The following is an 18,201-nucleotide window of genomic DNA, read 5'->3' on the forward strand; positions in this document are numbered from 1 at the left end:
CATGAAAAACACATTTAAACTGGGTGTAACTGCCCTTGTATTGACTATAGCTGTAGCTTGTAAAAAAGATAAAATTGAACCCACAACTCCTACTACAGGAACCGATGTTGTCACACTTAAAATTGAACATTCTTGGCAAGACAGTTTGGAATTCGCTTTGAATACCGATTTGGTCAATCCATTAACAGGAGATTCCTTGAATTTCACCACTTTCAAATACTATATCTCCAATATTCGCCTGAAAAAAGACGATGGAACTTGGTGGACACAACCTAACAGCTACTTCTTATTGGATTTAGCAAACGGGACAACACCATCGGTTCAATTGACAGGTGTTCCTTATGGGGAATACACAGATGTACAATATGTACTTGGTGTTGACAGCACACGCAATGTTTCCGGAGCTCAAGATGGTGATCTATCTCCATCTTTGGGAATGTTTTGGAGTTGGAATTCAGGATACATCATGTTGAAAGCAGAAGGAATCTCCCCGGATGCAAGTATGGGTGGTTCATTTGCTTTCCACCTTGGAGGTTTCTCCGGTTCAAACAACGTGGTCACAACCAAATCGCACAATTTTGTTGGTAATAGCTTATCAGTAACAGGAAACGGACATTGTCAAATTCACTTATCTGCAGCTCCGCAAACACTTTGGCAAACTGTTGGAAGTGTCAGTATGAACTCCATGATCCACATGCCGGGTTCCGATGCTAAAACCATGGCAGATGATTTCTACGGATCATTTGAGTTTGAGCACATCCATGAATAAATTAAAGATAACATCCAAACTACTAGTTGTTCTTGCAGCTAGTAGTTTGGTGCTGTCGTGCCGAAAAGCGACCGTTGAACCCTATAAAAAGTGGGAATTCAATTCTCCGGATTATTTTCCGGCACCGGTCTACAATTTTGAAAACAATAAGCAGAACTTCCAAAAGTTTACATTGGGAAGGGTATTGTTTTATGATCCCTTGCTTTCTTCGGACGGAACGGTTTCCTGTGCATCTTGTCATGCCAATTCGCATGCTTTCGCGGGACATAACACTGCCTTAAGTCCCGGAGTAAATAATTTGGTTGGGACGCGTAATTCGCCGTCCATTGTGAATTTGGCCTGGTCACCATCGTTTATGTGGGACGGAGGCATCAATCATATTGAAGTCATGCCAATTGCCCCACTCACAAATCCGGTTGAAATGAATGAATCTTTGGCCAATATCATTCTCAAATTGAAAGCTTCCGAACGGTACAAAAAATTGTTCAAAGAAGCTTACGGAACGGAAGAGGTAACCGACCAACGTATCTTGAAGTCCCTTGCTCAGTTTATGATGATGATTGTTTCAACCAATTCGAAATACGACCAAATGAAACGAGGTGAAGTCAGCTTTACTGCTACAGAACAAGAGGGATACAGCTTGTTTCAGCAAAAATGTAGTCAATGTCATACAGAACCTTTGTTTACCGATTACTCCTTCCGGAACAATGGACTTGACCTTACTTTTTCAGATCAAGGAAGGGCATTGATTACGCAACAATCCAGTGATTTAGGGAAATTCAAAGTGCCAACATTGAGAAATGTATTGATGACGTATCCGTACATGCACGACGGTCGTTTTTATACGATTAACCAAGTCTTGGAGCACTACAATTCAGGAGTTAAGCATACGAATACCTTGGATCCGTTATTGGACAATGGGATTCCTTTAACAGCTAGTGAAAAAACACAGATTATCGCATTCCTGCGCACGCTAAACGATGAAACTCTTTTGTCAGATTATTGGTTGTCTGAACCAAAAAACTGAGCATTAGCAGGAATTAGTTTAAACAAAAATGGTTCGTCTTCTGACGAACCATTTTTTTATTTACTTTTCTTTTCTAAAGCTAAGTCTATGACTTCCCGCATCATTTTCACATAATGGAATTTCAATCCTTTCACGTAGTCAGCAGTGATTTCCTCTACATCCTTTCGGTTGCGTTCACACAAGATGATCTCTTTGATATTTGCGCGTTTGGCAGCCAGAATTTTCTCTTTGATTCCTCCAACAGGAAGTACTTCCCCACGCAAGGTGATTTCTCCTGTCATAGCTAAATTCTTTTTCACTTTTCTTCCGGAGAATGAACTTGCCAATGAAGTCAACATGGTGATACCTGCACTTGGTCCATCTTTTGGAGTTGCTCCTTCCGGAACATGGATGTGCACATTTTTCTCTTCGAACACATCTTGCTCCAAATCCAACCAATCGCTGTGAGCTTTTAAAAACTCCAAAGCAATGACTGCAGATTCTTTCATGACATCTCCCAAGTTTCCTGTCAAAGTCAATTTTCCTTTTCCTTTTGTCAGAGAGGATTCGATAAACAAAATATCACCTCCGACACTTGTCCAGGCCAAACCAGTTACCACTCCCGGAACATCGTTGTTGTCGTATTTCGTTTTTTCACGACCTGCTCCTAAAATGGTTGCCAATTCTTCGATATCGATCTTTTCTTCGAATTTCTCTTCCAAAGCCACTTGTTTTGCTCTGTGACGAGCCAATTTCGCTAACTTTTTATCCAATCCACGTACTCCGGATTCATTGGTATAATTTTCAATGATTCGCTCCAATGTTTTGCGATCAACGACCAATTGTTTTTTGGTGATTCCGTGTGCTTCCAATTGTTTCGGTAGCAAGTGCTTTTTCGCGATTTCAATTTTTTCTTCAATCGTATATCCGTTCACTTCGATGATTTCCATCCGATCCAATAAAGGACCCTGAACGGTAGATAAGCTATTCGCAGTTGCTATGAACATGACTTTGGACAAGTCAAATTCTGTTTCTACATAATTATCGTAAAAAGCGCTGTTCTGCTCCGGATCCAAAACTTCCAATAAAGCGGAAGATGGATCTCCGTGATTACTTCTTCCCAGTTTATCAATTTCATCCAATACGAATACCGGATTGGCTGAACCTGCTTTTTTCAAATGCTGAATCACACGACCCGGCATTGCGCCAATGTAGGTTTTGCGGTGTCCACGGATTTCAGCCTCGTCATGCACACCTCCCAAAGACATGCGCACATATTTTCTTCCCAAAGCTTCTGCTACGGATTTACCTAAGGAGGTTTTACCAACTCCCGGAGGTCCGTAAAAACACAAGATCGGTGACTTCATATCGCCTTTCAGTTTCAACACTGCCAGGTACTCCAAAATACGTTCCTTCACTTTTTCCAAACCGAAATGATCGCGTTCCAGAATCTTTGCCGCGCGTTTCAAATCCAGGTTGTCGGTTGAATACTCATTCCAAGGCAAATCCAGCAAGGTATCCAGGTAATTCAATTGCACGGTGTACTCTGCTCCTTGCGGATTCATCCGTTGCAATTTTGCCAACTCTTTATAGAATAATTTCGAAACTTCTTTTGACCACAACTTTTTAGCTGCGCGATCTTCCAGATCTTTCGCATCCTGTTCCTGTGGATTATCTCCCAATTCGTCCTGAATGGTACGGATCTGCTGATGCAAGAAATATTCCCGTTGTTGACGGTCCATATCCAATCTTACTTTGGATTGAATCTCATTGCGCATTTCCAGTAATTGAGATTCCAATGTCAGATGTTCCACAACCATACGTGCACGTTTGCGGAAATCCAATTCTTCTAATAACTCTTGTTTCTTCTTCACATCGGCATTCATATTGGATGAAATGAAATTCACCATAAACGTTGGCGACTCAATATTTCCAATTGCAAATGCTGCTTCCGAAGGAATGTTCGGACTGTCTTTAATAATTTGAAGTGCCAATTCCTTTACATTCCGGAACAACAAATCCATCTCCTGATCATCTTTCTCAGGTAAAATCTCCGTCAGGAAATTCACTTTCGCCCGCATGTAGGGTTCCGTTTGATTCGGCTCCACAATTTCGAAACGTCGTTTTCCCTGAATGATCACCGTTGATGAACCATCAGGCATTTTCAACAGGCGAACAATTTGAGCAACTGTACCAACCCGATGCAAGTCATTGAACTCCGGACTTTCCTCTTCCTGGTCGATTTGAGCGACCACTCCTATGATTTTCTTTCCGCTGTTCGCATCTTGCAACAACTTCAGTGATTTATCTCTTCCTATGGTAATCGGAATCATTACCCCCGGAAACAGTACATTATTTCGCAAAGGTAAGATCGGTAAGTCTTCCGGGAATATCTCCTTATTCATATTGTCTTCATCGTCCTGAGACATCAAAGGCAAAAATTCTGCATCTTCTCCAGATGAGACAATGATTGTATTATCGAATGAATCTTTCATGTATGTGTATATTAACGCCAAAATGTCATTATTCTTATCAATCCAATTGACAAGTTTCAAATGAATGGTTGACGATAGGGATTGTCAAGTGTTGTGCCAATTAAAAATCCCTGACGAATTGACAGCAATTTCTTATTTCTAAAGAATATCTATTGTAAACCCAGAGTTAACTTCGAAGTATCTTGGAATCCCATCAAGCCCCTGTACAATTTTAATCCTTATATTCTTAGGGAAATTAGGTGAATGGAACCATTTATTTTATAATTAATCCTAAATCATTCAGTGGGCAATCCTGAATAATTGATAGAAAGCTGGTTTTTATACCTATCTTGCCAGCCTAACAGATTTGAATGAGCGAAATAGGTTCGGTGAAATGGAAGAAGAAAGATCTTGAACACTTCTTTCCCACCTTAAAAAAACGCGTTGACGGATACTTCAGCGGAAACAAGATAAAAAAACAAGGAAACCGTAAGTTGTATATCAAGGCCTTCGCTCTTCTGACTATCTATCTTACTCCTTTCATCCTGATTCTCACTATCCAACTTCCTGTTTTTGCACAATTGTTACTTTGGTCACTCATGGGATTCGCTTTGGCGGGTATCGGAATGAGCGTCATGCACGATGCAAATCACGGAGCTTTTTCGAAGAATAAGACACTCAACTATTTCATGGGACACACGCTCAACTTGTTGGGTGGCTCTGTTTGTAACTGGAAAATGCAGCACAACGTGTTACATCACACCTATACGAACATTGCGAATATGGATGAAGATATTGATGACAAGTTACTGATGCGTTTTTGTCCGCACTCCGAACGAAAAGGGTATCACCGGTTTCAATTCATCTATGTGGTGTTCTTTTATTCCATATTGACTTTATATTGGGTGACCTTTAAGGATTTTGTTCAGTTCATTCAATACCGCAAACACCAAACTTTTTGTGAAGAGAAGAAAAGCAATGTGCGCAAGTTCATTCAGATCATTTCCTTGAAAGCTGTTTACTTTTTCATTATTCTCTACTTGCCAATCGGTATCGTTGGTTTACCGGTGGGTGCAACTATCGGTGGTTTTTTGATCATGCAGGCAATTGCCGGATTTATTCTTGCATTGGTTTTCCAATTGGCTCATACAGTTGAAGGAACGAGTCATCCGCTTCCAAATTCAGAAGGAATTATTGAAAACGATTGGGCAATTCATCAGCTGCAAACGACTGCAAACTTTGCTCGCAAAAGCAGATGGATTTCCTGGTATGTCGGAGGATTGAATTTCCAGGTGGAACATCATCTATTTCCTTATATCTCACATGTCCACTATCCACACATTGCAGAAATTGTGAAAGAGACAGCAGAAGAATTTGGCGTTCCTTATTTGGAGAACCAAACGTTTATGAATGCTGTGAACTCGCACTTTACATTCCTGTACCAACTGGGAAAACCTTGTGTTGTTGAAGAAGAAGAAGCAATTCGGGCTTGAGAACCCCTATTCCATTCGAATAATTTTCAGCTCTGTTCTTCGATTCATTTGATGCAGCTTTTCGTATTGAAGTTTATTGGTCTTTTTGTATTTGTTGATTTCTTCTTCAGGAATAATCAACTGAGTTTCTCCATAGCCTTTAGCTGTCATTTGTGATTCCGGAACACCTTGTTTTACAAGATAATTTCTAACTTGTTCTGAACGCCATTGGGTCATTTTCAGATTTGACGAATCAGCGCCTCTTGAATCTGTATGGACTCCAATTTCAACAATAACCTGTCTGTTTTTATTCAAGAATTGAATGACACTATCCAGCTGAAGAATACTTGTACTATCGACTATTACACGACCTTCACTCAGTGCATAGCGAAGAGCTAACCGATGTCTCTGTCCCAAAGTAAATACGGTATCGGAGAAATTAAACGTTCCCTGAGCTTTCCCAAAGAAAGGAAGTAAAACAGAGATCAGGATTAGTGAAAAAATTATTTTCATAACAGCATATGTCCCTTTTTGAAAAAGGTAAACCTTACTTCTCTGTATTTTTCAAAAAAAGCGCAGTAAGTGTTCTTACCCAATAGCGATGAGCAGCATGGCTTTCCTGCAAGAAGGCAACCACTTCCTCACTGGTAGATCAGGTTGCCAAAGAATTACGTGTTCGTGTTTCCAAAAAAATGTATGAGTTGGAGGAATAAAAAAACCATCCGCCAGTAAGACGAATGGTTTTTAAAATTGAGGTATTTCGATTAGTTAATACTTCACGACTCTTTTTTGTTCTGTTTTTGATTCGCTTTGAATTCGAAGGATAAACAGATTTCCATCCAACTCTTTCAAATCAATCGTCTGCATTGCTTGGTAGCCCGTTACAGTCTGTAATAACTTTCCATTCATATCAAAGACCTGAACTGTTGCTCCGACCTCTGAAATTCCATTGATTCGAACCAAACCTGTTGTTGGATTCGGATACACTGTGAACAAATCTCCAGTGATTGTGCTTTCTTCGATTCCAAGACTCTCTGAAATCGGATCAAAGTTAATTCCACATGGTCCTTCGTTACTTAAAAATGCACTTCGAACTGCTGCTGCTTTGACGAACAAATCGGTTACCGGTTCAAAAAGTGTTGCTGCTGGCGCATTCTGACGTTTAATCAGATAAGCATAATCCAACTCAACCGATTCCCCATTACTCAAAGCAGTTTTCCCAAAAGAATAAGCACCACGACGATCTCCGCCAGGGTTTGAAGTAGAGCCTGATCCACATGGCTCAAATTCAGACCAGTCAAATCCAGGGGTAGTTCCTTCTGTTCCCCAATGTAAGGGATCGGAATCTGCAGGATACATATAATTGGCCTCTATACTTGTCACACATGGTGCACCAGGAAATCCTACTCCCCCATAATACATCTGATCACCCAATTGCCACAATCCATTCAATGTATTGAGCAATTGCAAGGTATTCGCAGGATCTGATTGCCCAACCGGAGCATTTGTCCCTGTAAATATGATTGAAGAATTTAACCCTGCATATTCATTATCGGTAACTCCATCGTTGAAACCATAACCATTTACAGATTGTCCAGCCTGAATTCCAATTCCATTGTCTAATCCGTCATTTGCCTGCTTGAATCCTTTCAAGACCATGATTCCCTGTACAGCAAGTGTATCGTGATAACCTTTACGTCCGGAATTGTCTTCATCCATCGAATCTCCATTGTAATTGTAAATCATTCCAAGCTCCACATGCGACCCGAAATAATCATCATTGTAATTCCCCAAATCGCCATCGAAAATTCCTCCGAAGAACAAGGAATCAATCTCTGCTCCGCGAGAAATCACTTTTACTTTCCGCATCAATACATTATCAAAAACCTCACTGGTATCACATTGTTGAACATATACATAACTGTGAAATTCAAGTGCTTTATTCGTGTTTCCATTATCTCTGTAATGTGTAATACTGAAAACACAATCAGATCCGTAGATACTTGGATAATCTCCCAAAAGTGGTTCGTATATTCCATTTGAATTGACATCTACAAATGGAGCCAAATTTGCAGCCTGTCCCAAAGCTGTATTCCCATTTGCCGGCCAATTGCTGATTTCCCAGACAGGAACATAAGCAGATGAACCAGATGCAAGAGAATCCAAATGATCCTGAATCATTTGAAGGCTCACATGATAAGGACGGTTGTATTTTGCTTCCATCAATTCATCATACATGCTGTTTGTCGTATATGGACCAGGAAGCTCATCGTATTGATCATTGTAAGTTGAAAGTGCATTTGAAATGGTGTCATTAGCTCCCGCAAACCCGACTAACCGCTCCGTTAAATTATAGACTCCCGAAAGACCGTCGTAATTTAATCCTGGCAATCCATTAGGGCTGGTAATCACTTTTGTTCCCAAACCTATTGAAGAAGTGATATGTGATCCCGGATCAAAGTTGCAAGCATATTCCGAAAAGTTCAAAGTTGGTTTTCCCGAATAGGTTTCACAGAAGACAGTCATTCCATTACTTGCCTGTCCTGAAAGATCTTCTGAAACACCTTTCTGCAATCCATTTCCAAGGATGAAATTCACTCCATTCAAGGAGAAAATCTGATAAATACCCGGAACAATTCCTTTAAGAGAATCAGTCATAGCAAAAGAAGCATTTGCTTTAAAGAAAGCTGAAGGCGAACCTGTTCCGTTGGGTTTGGTGAAAATATGATACCCATTGTCTATAAATGCGACTTGATTGATAGCGAGAATTGAATTCGTTGAGAAGGTTCCTGAAGTGCCCAAAGTTCCCGAGGCATTATAGTGCTCAACAGCCGTTCCATTGGTAACCCCGATGGTTGTCGGATTGATCAAAAATGAGCTCACAGATCTAGTTGTTGCTATTCCGGTTGCAACGGAAGAATAAGTGTTTGCCGCTGTTCTGGTGAAAAGCTTTGCAAAACTTAATCCTCCGGAATAAACGATTTTTTCAAGACCGTTTACCACCAGTAAATTTCCACTTTTGTATCCATTGATTGTATTGGAAAAACTCAAAGAAGCAGTGATTGTTGCATCTACCATTTCCTCAGCAGGAGCTGTAAAAGAAGCCGTGTTCATTGCCAAACGCACTAAGCCTCCACTACTCTTTACATGGTAGGAAACCAATTCATTTCCGATTAATTTGGTTTCGAAATATCCCATGCGATAAGTATCTGCACTTGTATAGGAACTGATCAATGCACCTGTGGTCTTGTTGACTTTAAGCCAAATGATATTCAACGAAGTATTACCTCCGACTTCCAGGACATAAAAACGCTCGTTCTGATTTTCAGCTACTCCGAGGATGTACTCATTGATTATACCGAAAGGAAACGCAAGTGTATAATTCTGATGATTCACTTCCGTCACATCTCCCTGAACACTTAACTTTTGGTCTAGTAATTGGAGTTGAGTAGAAGTACCCGGAAGTAAACTGACCAAGTGCTGCTGACTTTGATCGTCTAAAAAGGTGTAACTCGAAAAAGTGCTTCGAGTTGGTGTTGCATGCAAAAATGTTCTGCTAAATTGTGAAAAGGCTAATCCACTCAACAACAGAAAAAGACAGGTAGAAATTATCTTCATGGTGTAATAATTTAAGGGTTAAACATTATTTTTAATAACGTTTAAGATAAAGGAATGGTTGGGACGTAACTCGTTTAGTATTCCAAAATACTTTATGATTGATTCTGGTGTTGATTTAGCTAAATTAAGTGATTAATACATCTCCCTGTTTGACTTTTTAAGTAGGTTTGTTTATCCAAAATGAAATAAGCACTATGAACAATGATAACAAACTTGGCTTTTTAAACCTTGCAGTAATAATCTTAACTTTTTATGTTTTAGGTGCATTAGTCGTTGATACTTTTTGGGTGCTTTCCTCTGAAACCTCCAAACTACTCACTTATTTTGATTATGCTATCTGTATATTCTTCTTTTTTGAATTTCTATACAGATTCATTCAAGCTGAGAATAAACTCGTTTTCATGAAATGGGGATGGATTGATTTACTTGCATGTATTCCGATGATTGACTTCTTACGCGCAGGTAGGATTTTGAGATTAATCCGTTTATTTAGAATCATTCGAGCTTTTCGTTCTTCTCGACAATTACTCAATCATATTTTTGCTAATAAAGCAAAAGGAGCTTTAACATCTGTTTCTGTACTGGCTATTCTCTTAATAATATTCTCATCAATTGCTATTCTTGCAGTTGAAACAGATCCGAAAAGTAATATTAAAAATGCTGAAGATGCAATTTGGTGGACCTATACAACTATTACAACTGTTGGTTATGGAGATAAATTCCCGGTCACGACTGAAGGTAGAATCTTGGCAATGGTCTTAATGACATTTGGTGTTGGATTTTTTGGAACCTTTACTGCTTATATAGCCTCTATTTTTGTCGCTAACAATAAAGAAGGTGATCAGGAAGTCAAGTAATTTAGTTCTGATAACTGATTACCCACCGATCTTTGCCAGGTAATCAAAGAGGTAAAGATCGCCTTCTGTCAATTCCAATCCACGTCTGCTCATCATAGCATTGGCAGATTGTTTGGCTTTTGCCAGGTCAAACAATTCGGTTCCGTTTACGGCTCCCCAGGAGAATGAAGGGATGAACTTTTTAGGGAACTCTCCTCCGAAAACATTGCAGGAAACTCCCACAACTGTTGCTGTATTGAACATTGTATTGATAGCACATTTGCTGTGATCGCCCATACAGACTCCCATGAATTGCAAACCTGTCTCCACTTCCGCTCCTTGCTCATAAGACCAGGAACGGATCATCGAATAATTGTTCTTCAGATTTGAAGTGTTGGTGTCCGCTCCAAAATTACACCATTCGCCAACCATGGAATTCCCAAGGAATCCATCGTGTCCTTTATTCGAATATGCTTGAAAGACACAATTGGAGATTTCACCTCCGACCTTACAAAACGGCCCGATCGTAGTAGCTCCGTATATTTTAGAACCCATTTTCACTACGGCATGCTCCCCCAGGGAGAATGGTCCGCGAATCATGGAGCCTTCCATAATCTCAGCATCCTTAGCGATATAGATCGGTCCGGAAGTGGTATTTAAAAACGATCCTTCAACAGATGCTCCTGCTTCCAGGAAAATCAATGATGGATCACCGATAATCGTATTGGACGCAGGAATGTATTGGGATTCTCTTCCACCTGTCAATAAAAAATAATCTGCCACCAGAATCTCATCATTCTTCTGGAATAAATCCCAACGTTGTGTCAATTCCAAAGGATGTTGCTCTGTCCACTTAATCTTTTCACTTGCATTTCCTCTTCTTGCAATCCACGTATCTTCTGAAACCAGAACCTGATTATCTTCCAGAAGCACAACTGCTGCGGCAATGGCTTCATTCGGAATAATCGCAGCATTCACTTCCACTTCTCCCTTACCGGAAACCCGAGGAAACTTCTTCGAAATGTACTTTTCAGTTTGAAATGAAACTGTAGCTTCCGGAATCCATTTTTCCCATCGTTCCTTGTTGGTCAGAATTCCCACTCTCAAGTCACCCACAGGTCGTGTAAGTGTCAATGGCGCGAAGCGCAAGTGTAGTTCGTTATCGTGAAGGATGATGTTCATGGCAATACTATTTGTTTAGTGAAGATAGGGAAATTCAAAATGCAAAAGTCAAAATTCAAAAGAGTCTTAGGCTTTTTTAGTATCTACGAAATTGAAGAATCAAGATTTGGAATTACCTTACCAGAGGATTCCTGAATATTTTTGCATTTTTAATTTTGACTTTTTAATTCGTTTGAAGCAATTGCTTCAAACGTGGGTCTGTGTAATCTTCAATGAAGAATAAGACATTTGGATATTGGGCAAATTCTTCTGCGGTATGGGTTGTTGTGACAATAATCACTTTCATTCCTGCATTCAATGCTGCTTCTGCCCCTTTCGGCACATCTTCAAAAACAATACAAGATTCGGGTTCCACACCTAACAAAGTTGCGCCTTTCAGAAACACTTCCGGATTCGGCTTGCTCTCCATCACATCTTCTGCACCTACAATAGTTTGGAAGTAGGTGCGAATAGCCAAATTATCCAGTACAAAATCAATGTTGAAACGATTGGCCGCCGATCCGATTGCCATGGAAATCCCTGATCTTTGGGCAGCTTCAAAAAGTCCTCCCAAACCTGGAATCAATGCCAGATGAGGTCGATACAATTCCTGGTAGAGCTCTTCTTTTCGTTGAGAATATAGCTCAATAATTTCTTCACTCAGCGCTCCTTTTCCAAAGACACGGTCCAACAATTCGTGGTTCTTCCCATACATCTGCTGCTTTACCTGATCTAAAGTCAAACCTGCGTTTAAATCTTCATTCAAGATCTTGTTCCACACTTCCAAATGGAATCCCATGTCGTTGATCATGGTTCCGTTCAGGTCGAATAAAAATGCTTGTGGTTTTTGAATCATGAGTCAATTGTTCATAGGGTTACACTTCGACTTCGCTCAGTGTCCTTACCTCTAAAAGGTGATGAGCGGAGCCGAAGGTATCTTTAATATTATTTTAAAGTTACAGCTAAAGATTCTACTTTTTTCGAAATCAGCCAAAGACCGATAAAAGTCAACAATCCGTTCAGGATCAATAATTCGTTTCCGAAACGGTATCCGCCTGTAATTTCTTTTCCGACTCTAACTCCACCTGTCCAAAGAGGCATGTTTTGACTCACATAGTAACAGAGTATCGGAACAAGAATACACACCAGAGGTACCATCCATTCGTTCAATTTTCGTTTCAAAACAATCCCGAAAGTGAATAAGCCCAATAATGGTCCGTAAGTATATCCTGCTACGGTGAGAATCAACCCGATCAAATCTGTTTTCGGATTAGCATCTACATAGGCTTTTGTAAGCAAAATAATGATTAGGAACAGAAGTGAAAACCCGATGTGAACAAACAATTTTACACGCTGTTTTTGGGCTTCAGTTTTGCGATCGAAATGTAAGAAGTCAATACAGAATCCGGTTGTAAGTGCTGCCAGCGCACTATCTGCAGATGCGTATGACGAAGCAGTGATTCCGAGTAAGAAGAAGATTCCGGCAACCTTCCCAAAATTATTTAATGCCAAAGTAGGGAAAGTATGATCCGTTTTTACCGGTAAATCTATTTGATAATGATTCGCATAGACGTACAACGCTCCTCCTAAAAGCAAAAACAGAAAGTTCGTAATGACCAAAACAGTTGTAAATGAATACATGTTTTTTTGTGCCTCTTTAATGTTCTTACATGTCAGATTCTTCTGCATCAGATCCTGATCCAAACCGGTCATTGCAATTGCCAGGAACATTCCACCGAAAAACTGTTTGTAGAAGTATAAGGGAGAATTCGGATCGTCAAAAAAGAAGATACGGGACATGGAGTAATTTCCGGAGGTTTTAGCAGTGGTAATTTTATGATACAATCCACTCCAGTTAACTCCCAAAGCATTCGAAATAATGACCGTGCAAATAATGACCGCACTAATTAAAAAGACAGTTTGAAAAGTGTCCGTATAAACAATGGTTTTTATCCCTCCTTTGAATGTATAAACCCAAATCAATACAACGGTTGTTAAAGCCGTCACCCAATAGTCCACTCCCAAATCTTTAAACAAAAACAAATGCAGTACTTCTGTTGCCAAATACAATCGGGTTGCAGATCCGAGTGTTCGCGATAAAATGAAGAAACTGGCTCCTGTTTTATAGCTCACAAGCCCAAAACGGGTTTGCAAATACTGGTAAATGGATGTTACATTCAGTCGATAATACAATGGCATCAATACCTGAGCAATGACAATATATCCAATGACGTATCCGAGAACGATTTGAAAATAGGCCATTCCTTCACTTGCCACTTTACCTGGAACAGAAATGAAGGTCACTCCTGAAAGTGAAGCTCCGATCATCCCGAAGGCAACCAAATACCATGGGCTTTGTTTGTTTCCTGTAAAAAAGGAATCTGAATTTGCATTCCTGGAAGTTAGAAATGAAATCAGGATGAGTACCGCAAAATAAGCGATCAAAACCGTGGCAATAATCCAGGGAGCTAAAGTATTATTCATGGAATTTTCAATTCGAGTAGCTAAAATAGCCATAAATAAAAAGTCGGGGCGAAAAATTTTTCGCCCCGACTTTTTTATAATTCAAATATGCTTACTTCGCCGCCATTTCAACGAACTCATCATAAGAAATCTCTTTGGAGTTCAATTTCACGGTATCCTTGAAGTATTGTGTCAATTTTGTTTCAGCCAACATATCGTAAATACGATTTGCCTCTTCGCGATTTTGCAAAGCACCTGCTGCTTGTTTGGTTAATTCTGCATCCTCAGGAGCAGGAATTCCATACTGTGCAAACTGGTTAGCAATTAATCCTTTTGTGAACTCAATCACTTCTGCATTGTCCAATTTGATATCATTCGCTTTGAAGATATGACCTTGGATCAACTGCCATTTCAAATCTTTCGCGTAGCTATCGTAATCAGCTTCAATTTGCTCGATCGTGATCGGTTTGTCGTTCGACAATTGGATCCAACGTTTCAAGAATGTATCCGGAAGATTTACCGGTGTATTTTCTACCAAGTCACGGTAAACTTCACGTGTCAACAAACGATCGGAATCATTTGCAAACATGTTTTTCAAATCTGCCCCGATGCGCTCACGTAATTCCTTTTCAGAAGAAACTGCTCCGTCACCGAACAATTTGTCAAACAAATCCTGGTTCAATTCAGCCAACTCCATACGTTTGATGTCGTTGATTGTCATTTGGTAAGAATCGGAATGATTTGCCAATTCTTCCGGTTTGATTCCAAGCATTGCAGCTTTATCGCTATCACCTCGGGTAATTGCAGACGCAGAGATAGTTACTTTGTCTCCTACTTTTTTACCAACCAATGATTTTTTCACCTTTTTATCTTCGATAAACTCCATGGAAGTTGTTGAAGAATGCATGATTCCACCTTCCTTGATTGATCCATCCTCATTCAACTCAACGAATTGAGCCAAAATCATGTCTGTTTCACCCACCTCATCAGTAGAAGTCATTTTTCCGTAACGACGACGTAAATCATCAATTTGTTGATCCACTAATTTATCGTCGATCTTTACTTGTACGTAATCGTATTTGCTTTTATTCGTCAATTTCAACTCAATTGCCGGAGAATAACCGATTTCGTAAACGAATTCAAAATCTCCCGGATTGTCGAAATCTCCTTTAACCTCCGTTCCATCTTTCGGGATCGGATTTCCTAGAATATCTAATTTATTTTCCTGTACGTAAGCATATAAAGCATCCGAAACCAATTTGTTCATTTCTTCAGCCAATACACCTTTTCCATATTGCTTCTGAATCAAACCCATTGGAACTTTACCCGGACGGAATCCAGGGATTTTCGCTTGCTTACGATATTTATCTAAAGATGCAGCTACTTTACCTTGGTAGTCTGCCGGTGAAACCTGCACCGTTAACAATGCTGTTTGAGCATTAACTTCTTGACGTGTTACGTTCATTCCGTTTTCTTTTAAATTCTTAACTTGTATAAACAAAAAATGGTCTTCATTGACAAACAACGAGACCATTTTTTAAAGTGCGGATGGAGGGACTCGAACCCGCATACCTCTCGGCACTAGATCCTAAGTCTAGCGTGTCTACCAATTTCACCACATCCGCATATTATATATAAACACAACCGTGTTTTTATAAACTTATTTCAATTCCTAAATGATCCGATGATCATTCCTTGCGTGTCAACCATCCCGATAGCTATCGGGATCACCACATCCGCATATTATATATAAACACAACCGTGTTTTTATAAACTTATTTCAATTCCTAAATGATCCGATGATCATTCCTTAATTCCCTATTTGGGTGCACAAAATTAGTGATTATTTCAAATCTTGCAAGCGGAAGGAGCGTTTTTTCATTAAAAAATGTAAAAAAAGTGCCTTCGACTAAGCTCAGCCTACTTTTTATCTCGCTGCAACAACCCCATAAGGGTGAATGAGCGTAGTCGAATGCACCGCAGAAACCTACTTCTTCTTAAACAATTCCACCATCGGTTTGCCAACCGCAGTGTTTGGTCTCTGGACATCCAATATATGAACCAAGGTTGCCGCAATATCTACAATTTCATAAGGTGTGAAAATGTCTTGTGGGAGAATCCCTTTCCCATAAAACAAAACCGGAACGTGCGTATCGTAGTTGAATGCGGAACCGTGACTTGTTCCTTTGTGCGATCCCGGAGTATCTGCAGTTTTCGGCAAATAACCCGGCTGAAGGATGAAAATCAATTCACCACTTCGCTCTTTATCATATCCTGACGCAACCATTTGCTGCCAGTTCTCAGCAGTTCTGGATTGCAATTCTTCCTTCGTAAACACACGCTTCACCTCTGTCCACTTGGCAATTTCAGCTTTAAAGAATGATATGACTTGAGGCTCCAATTCCTTTCCCAGAATATCATTTATCAAATAAACATTGTCGTTATCGATGGTATTCAAGTAATCTTTTCCAAATTTCGCAACACATGCCGAGCGCAAACTATCCATCTTGTTTTTCAGGAATAAATATCCTCCCGGCAATTGATGATCCGTTAAAAACTGAGGAACCGGAACGACAGCGTGGTCGGCAGTCAAGAATACGACATATTGCCCTTTGCCGATTTCCTTATCCAAAGTCTGGAACAAACGCGCCAACTCCTGATCCAAGCGGAAATACATGTCTTCCATTTCCAGGGAATACGGTCCGAAAGCATGACCGGCAATATCCGGAGTGGAATAGCTAATGGTCAAAAAGTCCGTCGTTGCATGCTTCCCCAGTTGTTCTCTTGAAAGCGCCTGAATAGCAAAATCTGTCAGAAAAGTATTTGCAGCGGGCATGATCGTAAACAAGGTCAACTGGTCAGTCGGTGTCGCTTTACTGAAATCATAAGGAAAAACCGGACTTGTCTTCCCTCCTACCAATGCTTCGTAAGGTGAATTATCTTGTTTGATATAAGTGTAGCAAGCAGAATCCTTCAATAAATTCCAAGGTTGATTCACGAATTTTGACACCAATTGCAGTTCATTGAATTGATTCACCCAACCCGGCAATTGTTTCTTGTAAAAAGTGGATGTGATAAAATTTCCGGTTGCATAATCGTACCAATAAGAGCCATCAGACAAATGACCTGCAGGTAAAATCGCACTTCGATCCTTAATGGAAACTCCAATTACCCTGGAACTCGGATAAGTCAGTTTCAATTGATCCGTAATCGTATTGGAACGCAAAAAAACGGGAGAGCATTTCCCGAATGAACTGGATGAGCCTACTGTCGCAACAGTCGTATCTTCCACACAATTCACCTCTCTTCCAAAAGGTCGGTAAAACCAATCATTGGCAACAATTCCATGATTGCTTGGTGTACTTCCTGTATAGATTGATGCGTGTCCGGGCCCTGTAAAAGTAGGGACATAATTATAAGTCACATTTCTGAAATGAGCTCCCTTGTCCATCAATCGCTTGAAACCATCTTTCCCGAATTGCGGATAAAAACGATACAGATAATCGTAGCACATTTGGTCAACGACAATTCCAACAACCACTTTTGGTGTGCTCTTTTGAGAAAAGGATTGCTTGGAGCTCAACCCGAAACAAACAAGTAATACCAACGATAACAATTTCATATTCAATCTTCTTTAAACAATCTTGGAATTATTTCCCACGGAGGATCACGGAAGAACACAAAAGTTCATTTCTACTTTCCACACAAACATTATTCCAACAAAACTAGGATTTGAATTCAAGAAATTACGAAATTCGCTGTAAAATTTCAATTATGTTAGGTTTAAAATTGCCAACTGACCCGCGCTGGGTGAATATTGTAGAGAAAAACATTGAAGAAATCCTGACAGATCATGCCTTCTGCGAACAAAAAGCGGCGAGTAATGCGATTTCCATCATTGTTCAGTATCCTCAATATCCGGATATGGTCAAAGCCATGATTGAAATTTGCCAGGAAGAAATGGAACATTTCGGAATGGTGCATGATAAGATCCTGGAACGAGGCTATCAACTGGGATTCGAACGAAGAGATCCGTATGTTCATGATTTACACAGTTTTCTCAAGGTAACGCATTCCGGAAATCCGAAAAAATCCCACCTGGTGAATCAATTACTCTTTGCAGCCATGATCGAAGCACGCAGCTGTGAACGGTTTAAAATTTTGTCAGAAGAAATCAATGACGCCGATCTGCGCGGATTCTATCGCAGTCTAATGGAAAGCGAGGCACGTCATTATACCGTCTTTTTGAATTTCGCACGGAAATATGGTGAAGGAATCAATGTGGACGCGCGCTGGCAACAATTCCTGGATTTTGAAGCTTCGCTCATGGATAAATACGGAAAAGGGGAAACGATCCACGGATAAACTAATTGACGCTTCGACTGCGCTCAGCGTCCTTTAA

The 18,201-nt window shown here is 40.1% G+C and carries 13 protein-coding genes and 1 tRNA gene; 5 read left to right on the forward strand and 9 right to left on the reverse strand.

The genetic code is table 11. The features are described from left to right. The first annotated feature begins 1 nt into the window (after nucleotide 1). Both AAG807_RS07885 and AAG807_RS07890 read left to right on the forward strand, forming a co-directional pair. Nucleotides 2-769: an MbnP family protein gene (locus AAG807_RS07885; RefSeq protein ID WP_341902142.1), complete on the forward strand. Its 768-nt coding sequence runs from the start codon at nucleotides 2-4 to the stop codon at nucleotides 767-769. Continuing rightward, entirely contained in the window at nucleotides 726-1,796 is a 1,071-nt protein-coding gene (locus AAG807_RS07890) for a cytochrome c peroxidase (protein WP_341902143.1), read from the forward strand. Before AAG807_RS07885 ends, AAG807_RS07890 begins: the two co-directional genes overlap by 44 nt. Before the next feature lie 56 nt (nucleotides 1,797-1,852). Here the strand turns inward: AAG807_RS07890 and lon are convergent, their stop codons facing one another. Continuing rightward, entirely contained in the window at nucleotides 1,853-4,270 is a 2,418-nt protein-coding gene (gene lon / locus AAG807_RS07895; protein ID WP_341902145.1) for an endopeptidase La, read from the reverse strand. 350 nt (nucleotides 4,271-4,620) lie between these two features. Here lon and AAG807_RS07900 point away from each other — a divergent pair, with 350 nt between their 5' ends. After that, a complete protein-coding gene (locus AAG807_RS07900) occupies nucleotides 4,621-5,742 on the forward strand; it encodes an acyl-CoA desaturase (RefSeq protein WP_341902146.1) in 1,122 nt (373 codons plus the stop codon). A 6-nt stretch (nucleotides 5,743-5,748) separates the two neighbouring features. Here the strand turns inward: AAG807_RS07900 and AAG807_RS07905 are convergent, their stop codons facing one another. Together AAG807_RS07905 and AAG807_RS07910 are read right to left on the reverse strand one after the other, a co-directional pair. Then, nucleotides 5,749-6,234 carry an OmpA family protein gene (locus tag AAG807_RS07905; protein ID WP_341902147.1) on the reverse strand — a complete coding sequence of 162 codons (486 nt, stop codon included), beginning with the start codon at nucleotides 6,232-6,234 and terminating at the stop codon, nucleotides 5,749-5,751. A gap of 255 nt (nucleotides 6,235-6,489) precedes the next feature. Continuing rightward, nucleotides 6,490-9,339, reverse strand: coding sequence for a T9SS type A sorting domain-containing protein (locus AAG807_RS07910; RefSeq protein WP_341902148.1), 2,850 nt, complete (start codon nucleotides 9,337-9,339; stop codon nucleotides 6,490-6,492). A 194-nt stretch (nucleotides 9,340-9,533) separates the two neighbouring features. On the opposite strand from AAG807_RS07910, the gene AAG807_RS07915 reads away from it, so the two are divergent. Next, nucleotides 9,534-10,196 carry an ion transporter gene (locus AAG807_RS07915; RefSeq protein WP_341902149.1) on the forward strand — a complete coding sequence of 221 codons (663 nt, stop codon included), beginning with the start codon at nucleotides 9,534-9,536 and terminating at the stop codon, nucleotides 10,194-10,196. An 18-nt stretch (nucleotides 10,197-10,214) separates the two neighbouring features. Here AAG807_RS07915 and AAG807_RS07920 read toward each other — a convergent pair whose 3' ends face one another. The 6 genes from AAG807_RS07920 to AAG807_RS07945 all read right to left on the reverse strand — a co-directional run bounded on the left by AAG807_RS07920 (nucleotide 10,215) and on the right by AAG807_RS07945 (nucleotide 17,421). Then, nucleotides 10,215-11,357, reverse strand: a complete 1,143-nt coding sequence (locus tag AAG807_RS07920) for a putative sugar nucleotidyl transferase (protein ID WP_341902151.1) — start codon at nucleotides 11,355-11,357, stop codon at nucleotides 10,215-10,217. 163 nt (nucleotides 11,358-11,520) lie between these two features. Continuing rightward, entirely contained in the window at nucleotides 11,521-12,192 is a 672-nt protein-coding gene (locus tag AAG807_RS07925) for an HAD family phosphatase (protein ID WP_341902152.1), read from the reverse strand. An 89-nt stretch (nucleotides 12,193-12,281) separates the two neighbouring features. Beyond that, entirely contained in the window at nucleotides 12,282-13,820 is a 1,539-nt protein-coding gene (locus AAG807_RS07930; RefSeq protein WP_341902153.1) for a sodium:solute symporter, read from the reverse strand. Between the two features lie 91 nt (nucleotides 13,821-13,911). Continuing rightward, nucleotides 13,912-15,264, reverse strand: a complete 1,353-nt coding sequence (tig, locus tag AAG807_RS07935; RefSeq protein ID WP_341902155.1) for a trigger factor — start codon at nucleotides 15,262-15,264, stop codon at nucleotides 13,912-13,914. Between the two features lie 78 nt (nucleotides 15,265-15,342). Beyond that, nucleotides 15,343-15,424 (reverse strand) — tRNA-Leu (locus tag AAG807_RS07940). Nucleotides 15,425-15,786: 362 nt separating this feature from the next. Beyond that, a complete protein-coding gene (locus tag AAG807_RS07945; protein WP_341902159.1) occupies nucleotides 15,787-17,421 on the reverse strand; it encodes an alkaline phosphatase family protein in 1,635 nt (544 codons plus the stop codon). A 152-nt stretch (nucleotides 17,422-17,573) separates the two neighbouring features. On the opposite strand from AAG807_RS07945, the gene AAG807_RS07950 reads away from it, so the two are divergent. After that, the gene (locus AAG807_RS07950; RefSeq protein ID WP_341902160.1) at nucleotides 17,574-18,164 is read left to right on the forward strand and encodes a tRNA-(ms[2]io[6]A)-hydroxylase; all 591 of its coding nucleotides are present in this window, start codon (nucleotides 17,574-17,576) and stop codon (nucleotides 18,162-18,164) included. The last annotated feature ends 37 nt before the right edge of the window (nucleotides 18,165-18,201 follow it).

The sequence above is a fragment of the Fluviicola taffensis DSM 16823 genome, assembly GCF_943372375.1.
In the GTDB taxonomy this organism is placed as follows: Bacteria; Bacteroidota; Bacteroidia; order Flavobacteriales_D; family Crocinitomicaceae; genus Fluviicola; species Fluviicola taffensis_A.

Bases quoted from the DNA above. Each gene is read 5' to 3' on its own strand.
- AAG807_RS07885 (WP_341902142.1), top strand. From the start codon at position 2: ATGAAAAACACATTTAAACTGGGTGTAACTGCCCTTGTATTGACTATA.
- AAG807_RS07890 (WP_341902143.1), top strand. From the start codon at position 726: ATGATTTCTACGGATCATTTGAGTTTGAGCACATCCATGAATAAATTA.
- lon (WP_341902145.1), bottom strand. From the start codon at position 4,270: ATGAAAGATTCATTCGATAATACAATCATTGTCTCATCTGGAGAAGAT.
- AAG807_RS07900 (WP_341902146.1), top strand. From the start codon at position 4,621: ATGAGCGAAATAGGTTCGGTGAAATGGAAGAAGAAAGATCTTGAACAC.
- AAG807_RS07905 (WP_341902147.1), bottom strand. From the start codon at position 6,234: ATGAAAATAATTTTTTCACTAATCCTGATCTCTGTTTTACTTCCTTTC.
- AAG807_RS07910 (WP_341902148.1), bottom strand. From the start codon at position 9,339: ATGAAGATAATTTCTACCTGTCTTTTTCTGTTGTTGAGTGGATTAGCC.
- AAG807_RS07915 (WP_341902149.1), top strand. From the start codon at position 9,534: ATGAACAATGATAACAAACTTGGCTTTTTAAACCTTGCAGTAATAATC.
- AAG807_RS07920 (WP_341902151.1), bottom strand. From the start codon at position 11,357: ATGAACATCATCCTTCACGATAACGAACTACACTTGCGCTTCGCGCCA.
- AAG807_RS07925 (WP_341902152.1), bottom strand. From the start codon at position 12,192: ATGATTCAAAAACCACAAGCATTTTTATTCGACCTGAACGGAACCATG.
- AAG807_RS07930 (WP_341902153.1), bottom strand. From the start codon at position 13,820: ATGAATAATACTTTAGCTCCCTGGATTATTGCCACGGTTTTGATCGCT.
- tig (WP_341902155.1), bottom strand. From the start codon at position 15,264: ATGAACGTAACACGTCAAGAAGTTAATGCTCAAACAGCATTGTTAACG.
- AAG807_RS07945 (WP_341902159.1), bottom strand. From the start codon at position 17,421: ATGAAATTGTTATCGTTGGTATTACTTGTTTGTTTCGGGTTGAGCTCC.
- AAG807_RS07950 (WP_341902160.1), top strand. From the start codon at position 17,574: ATGTTAGGTTTAAAATTGCCAACTGACCCGCGCTGGGTGAATATTGTA.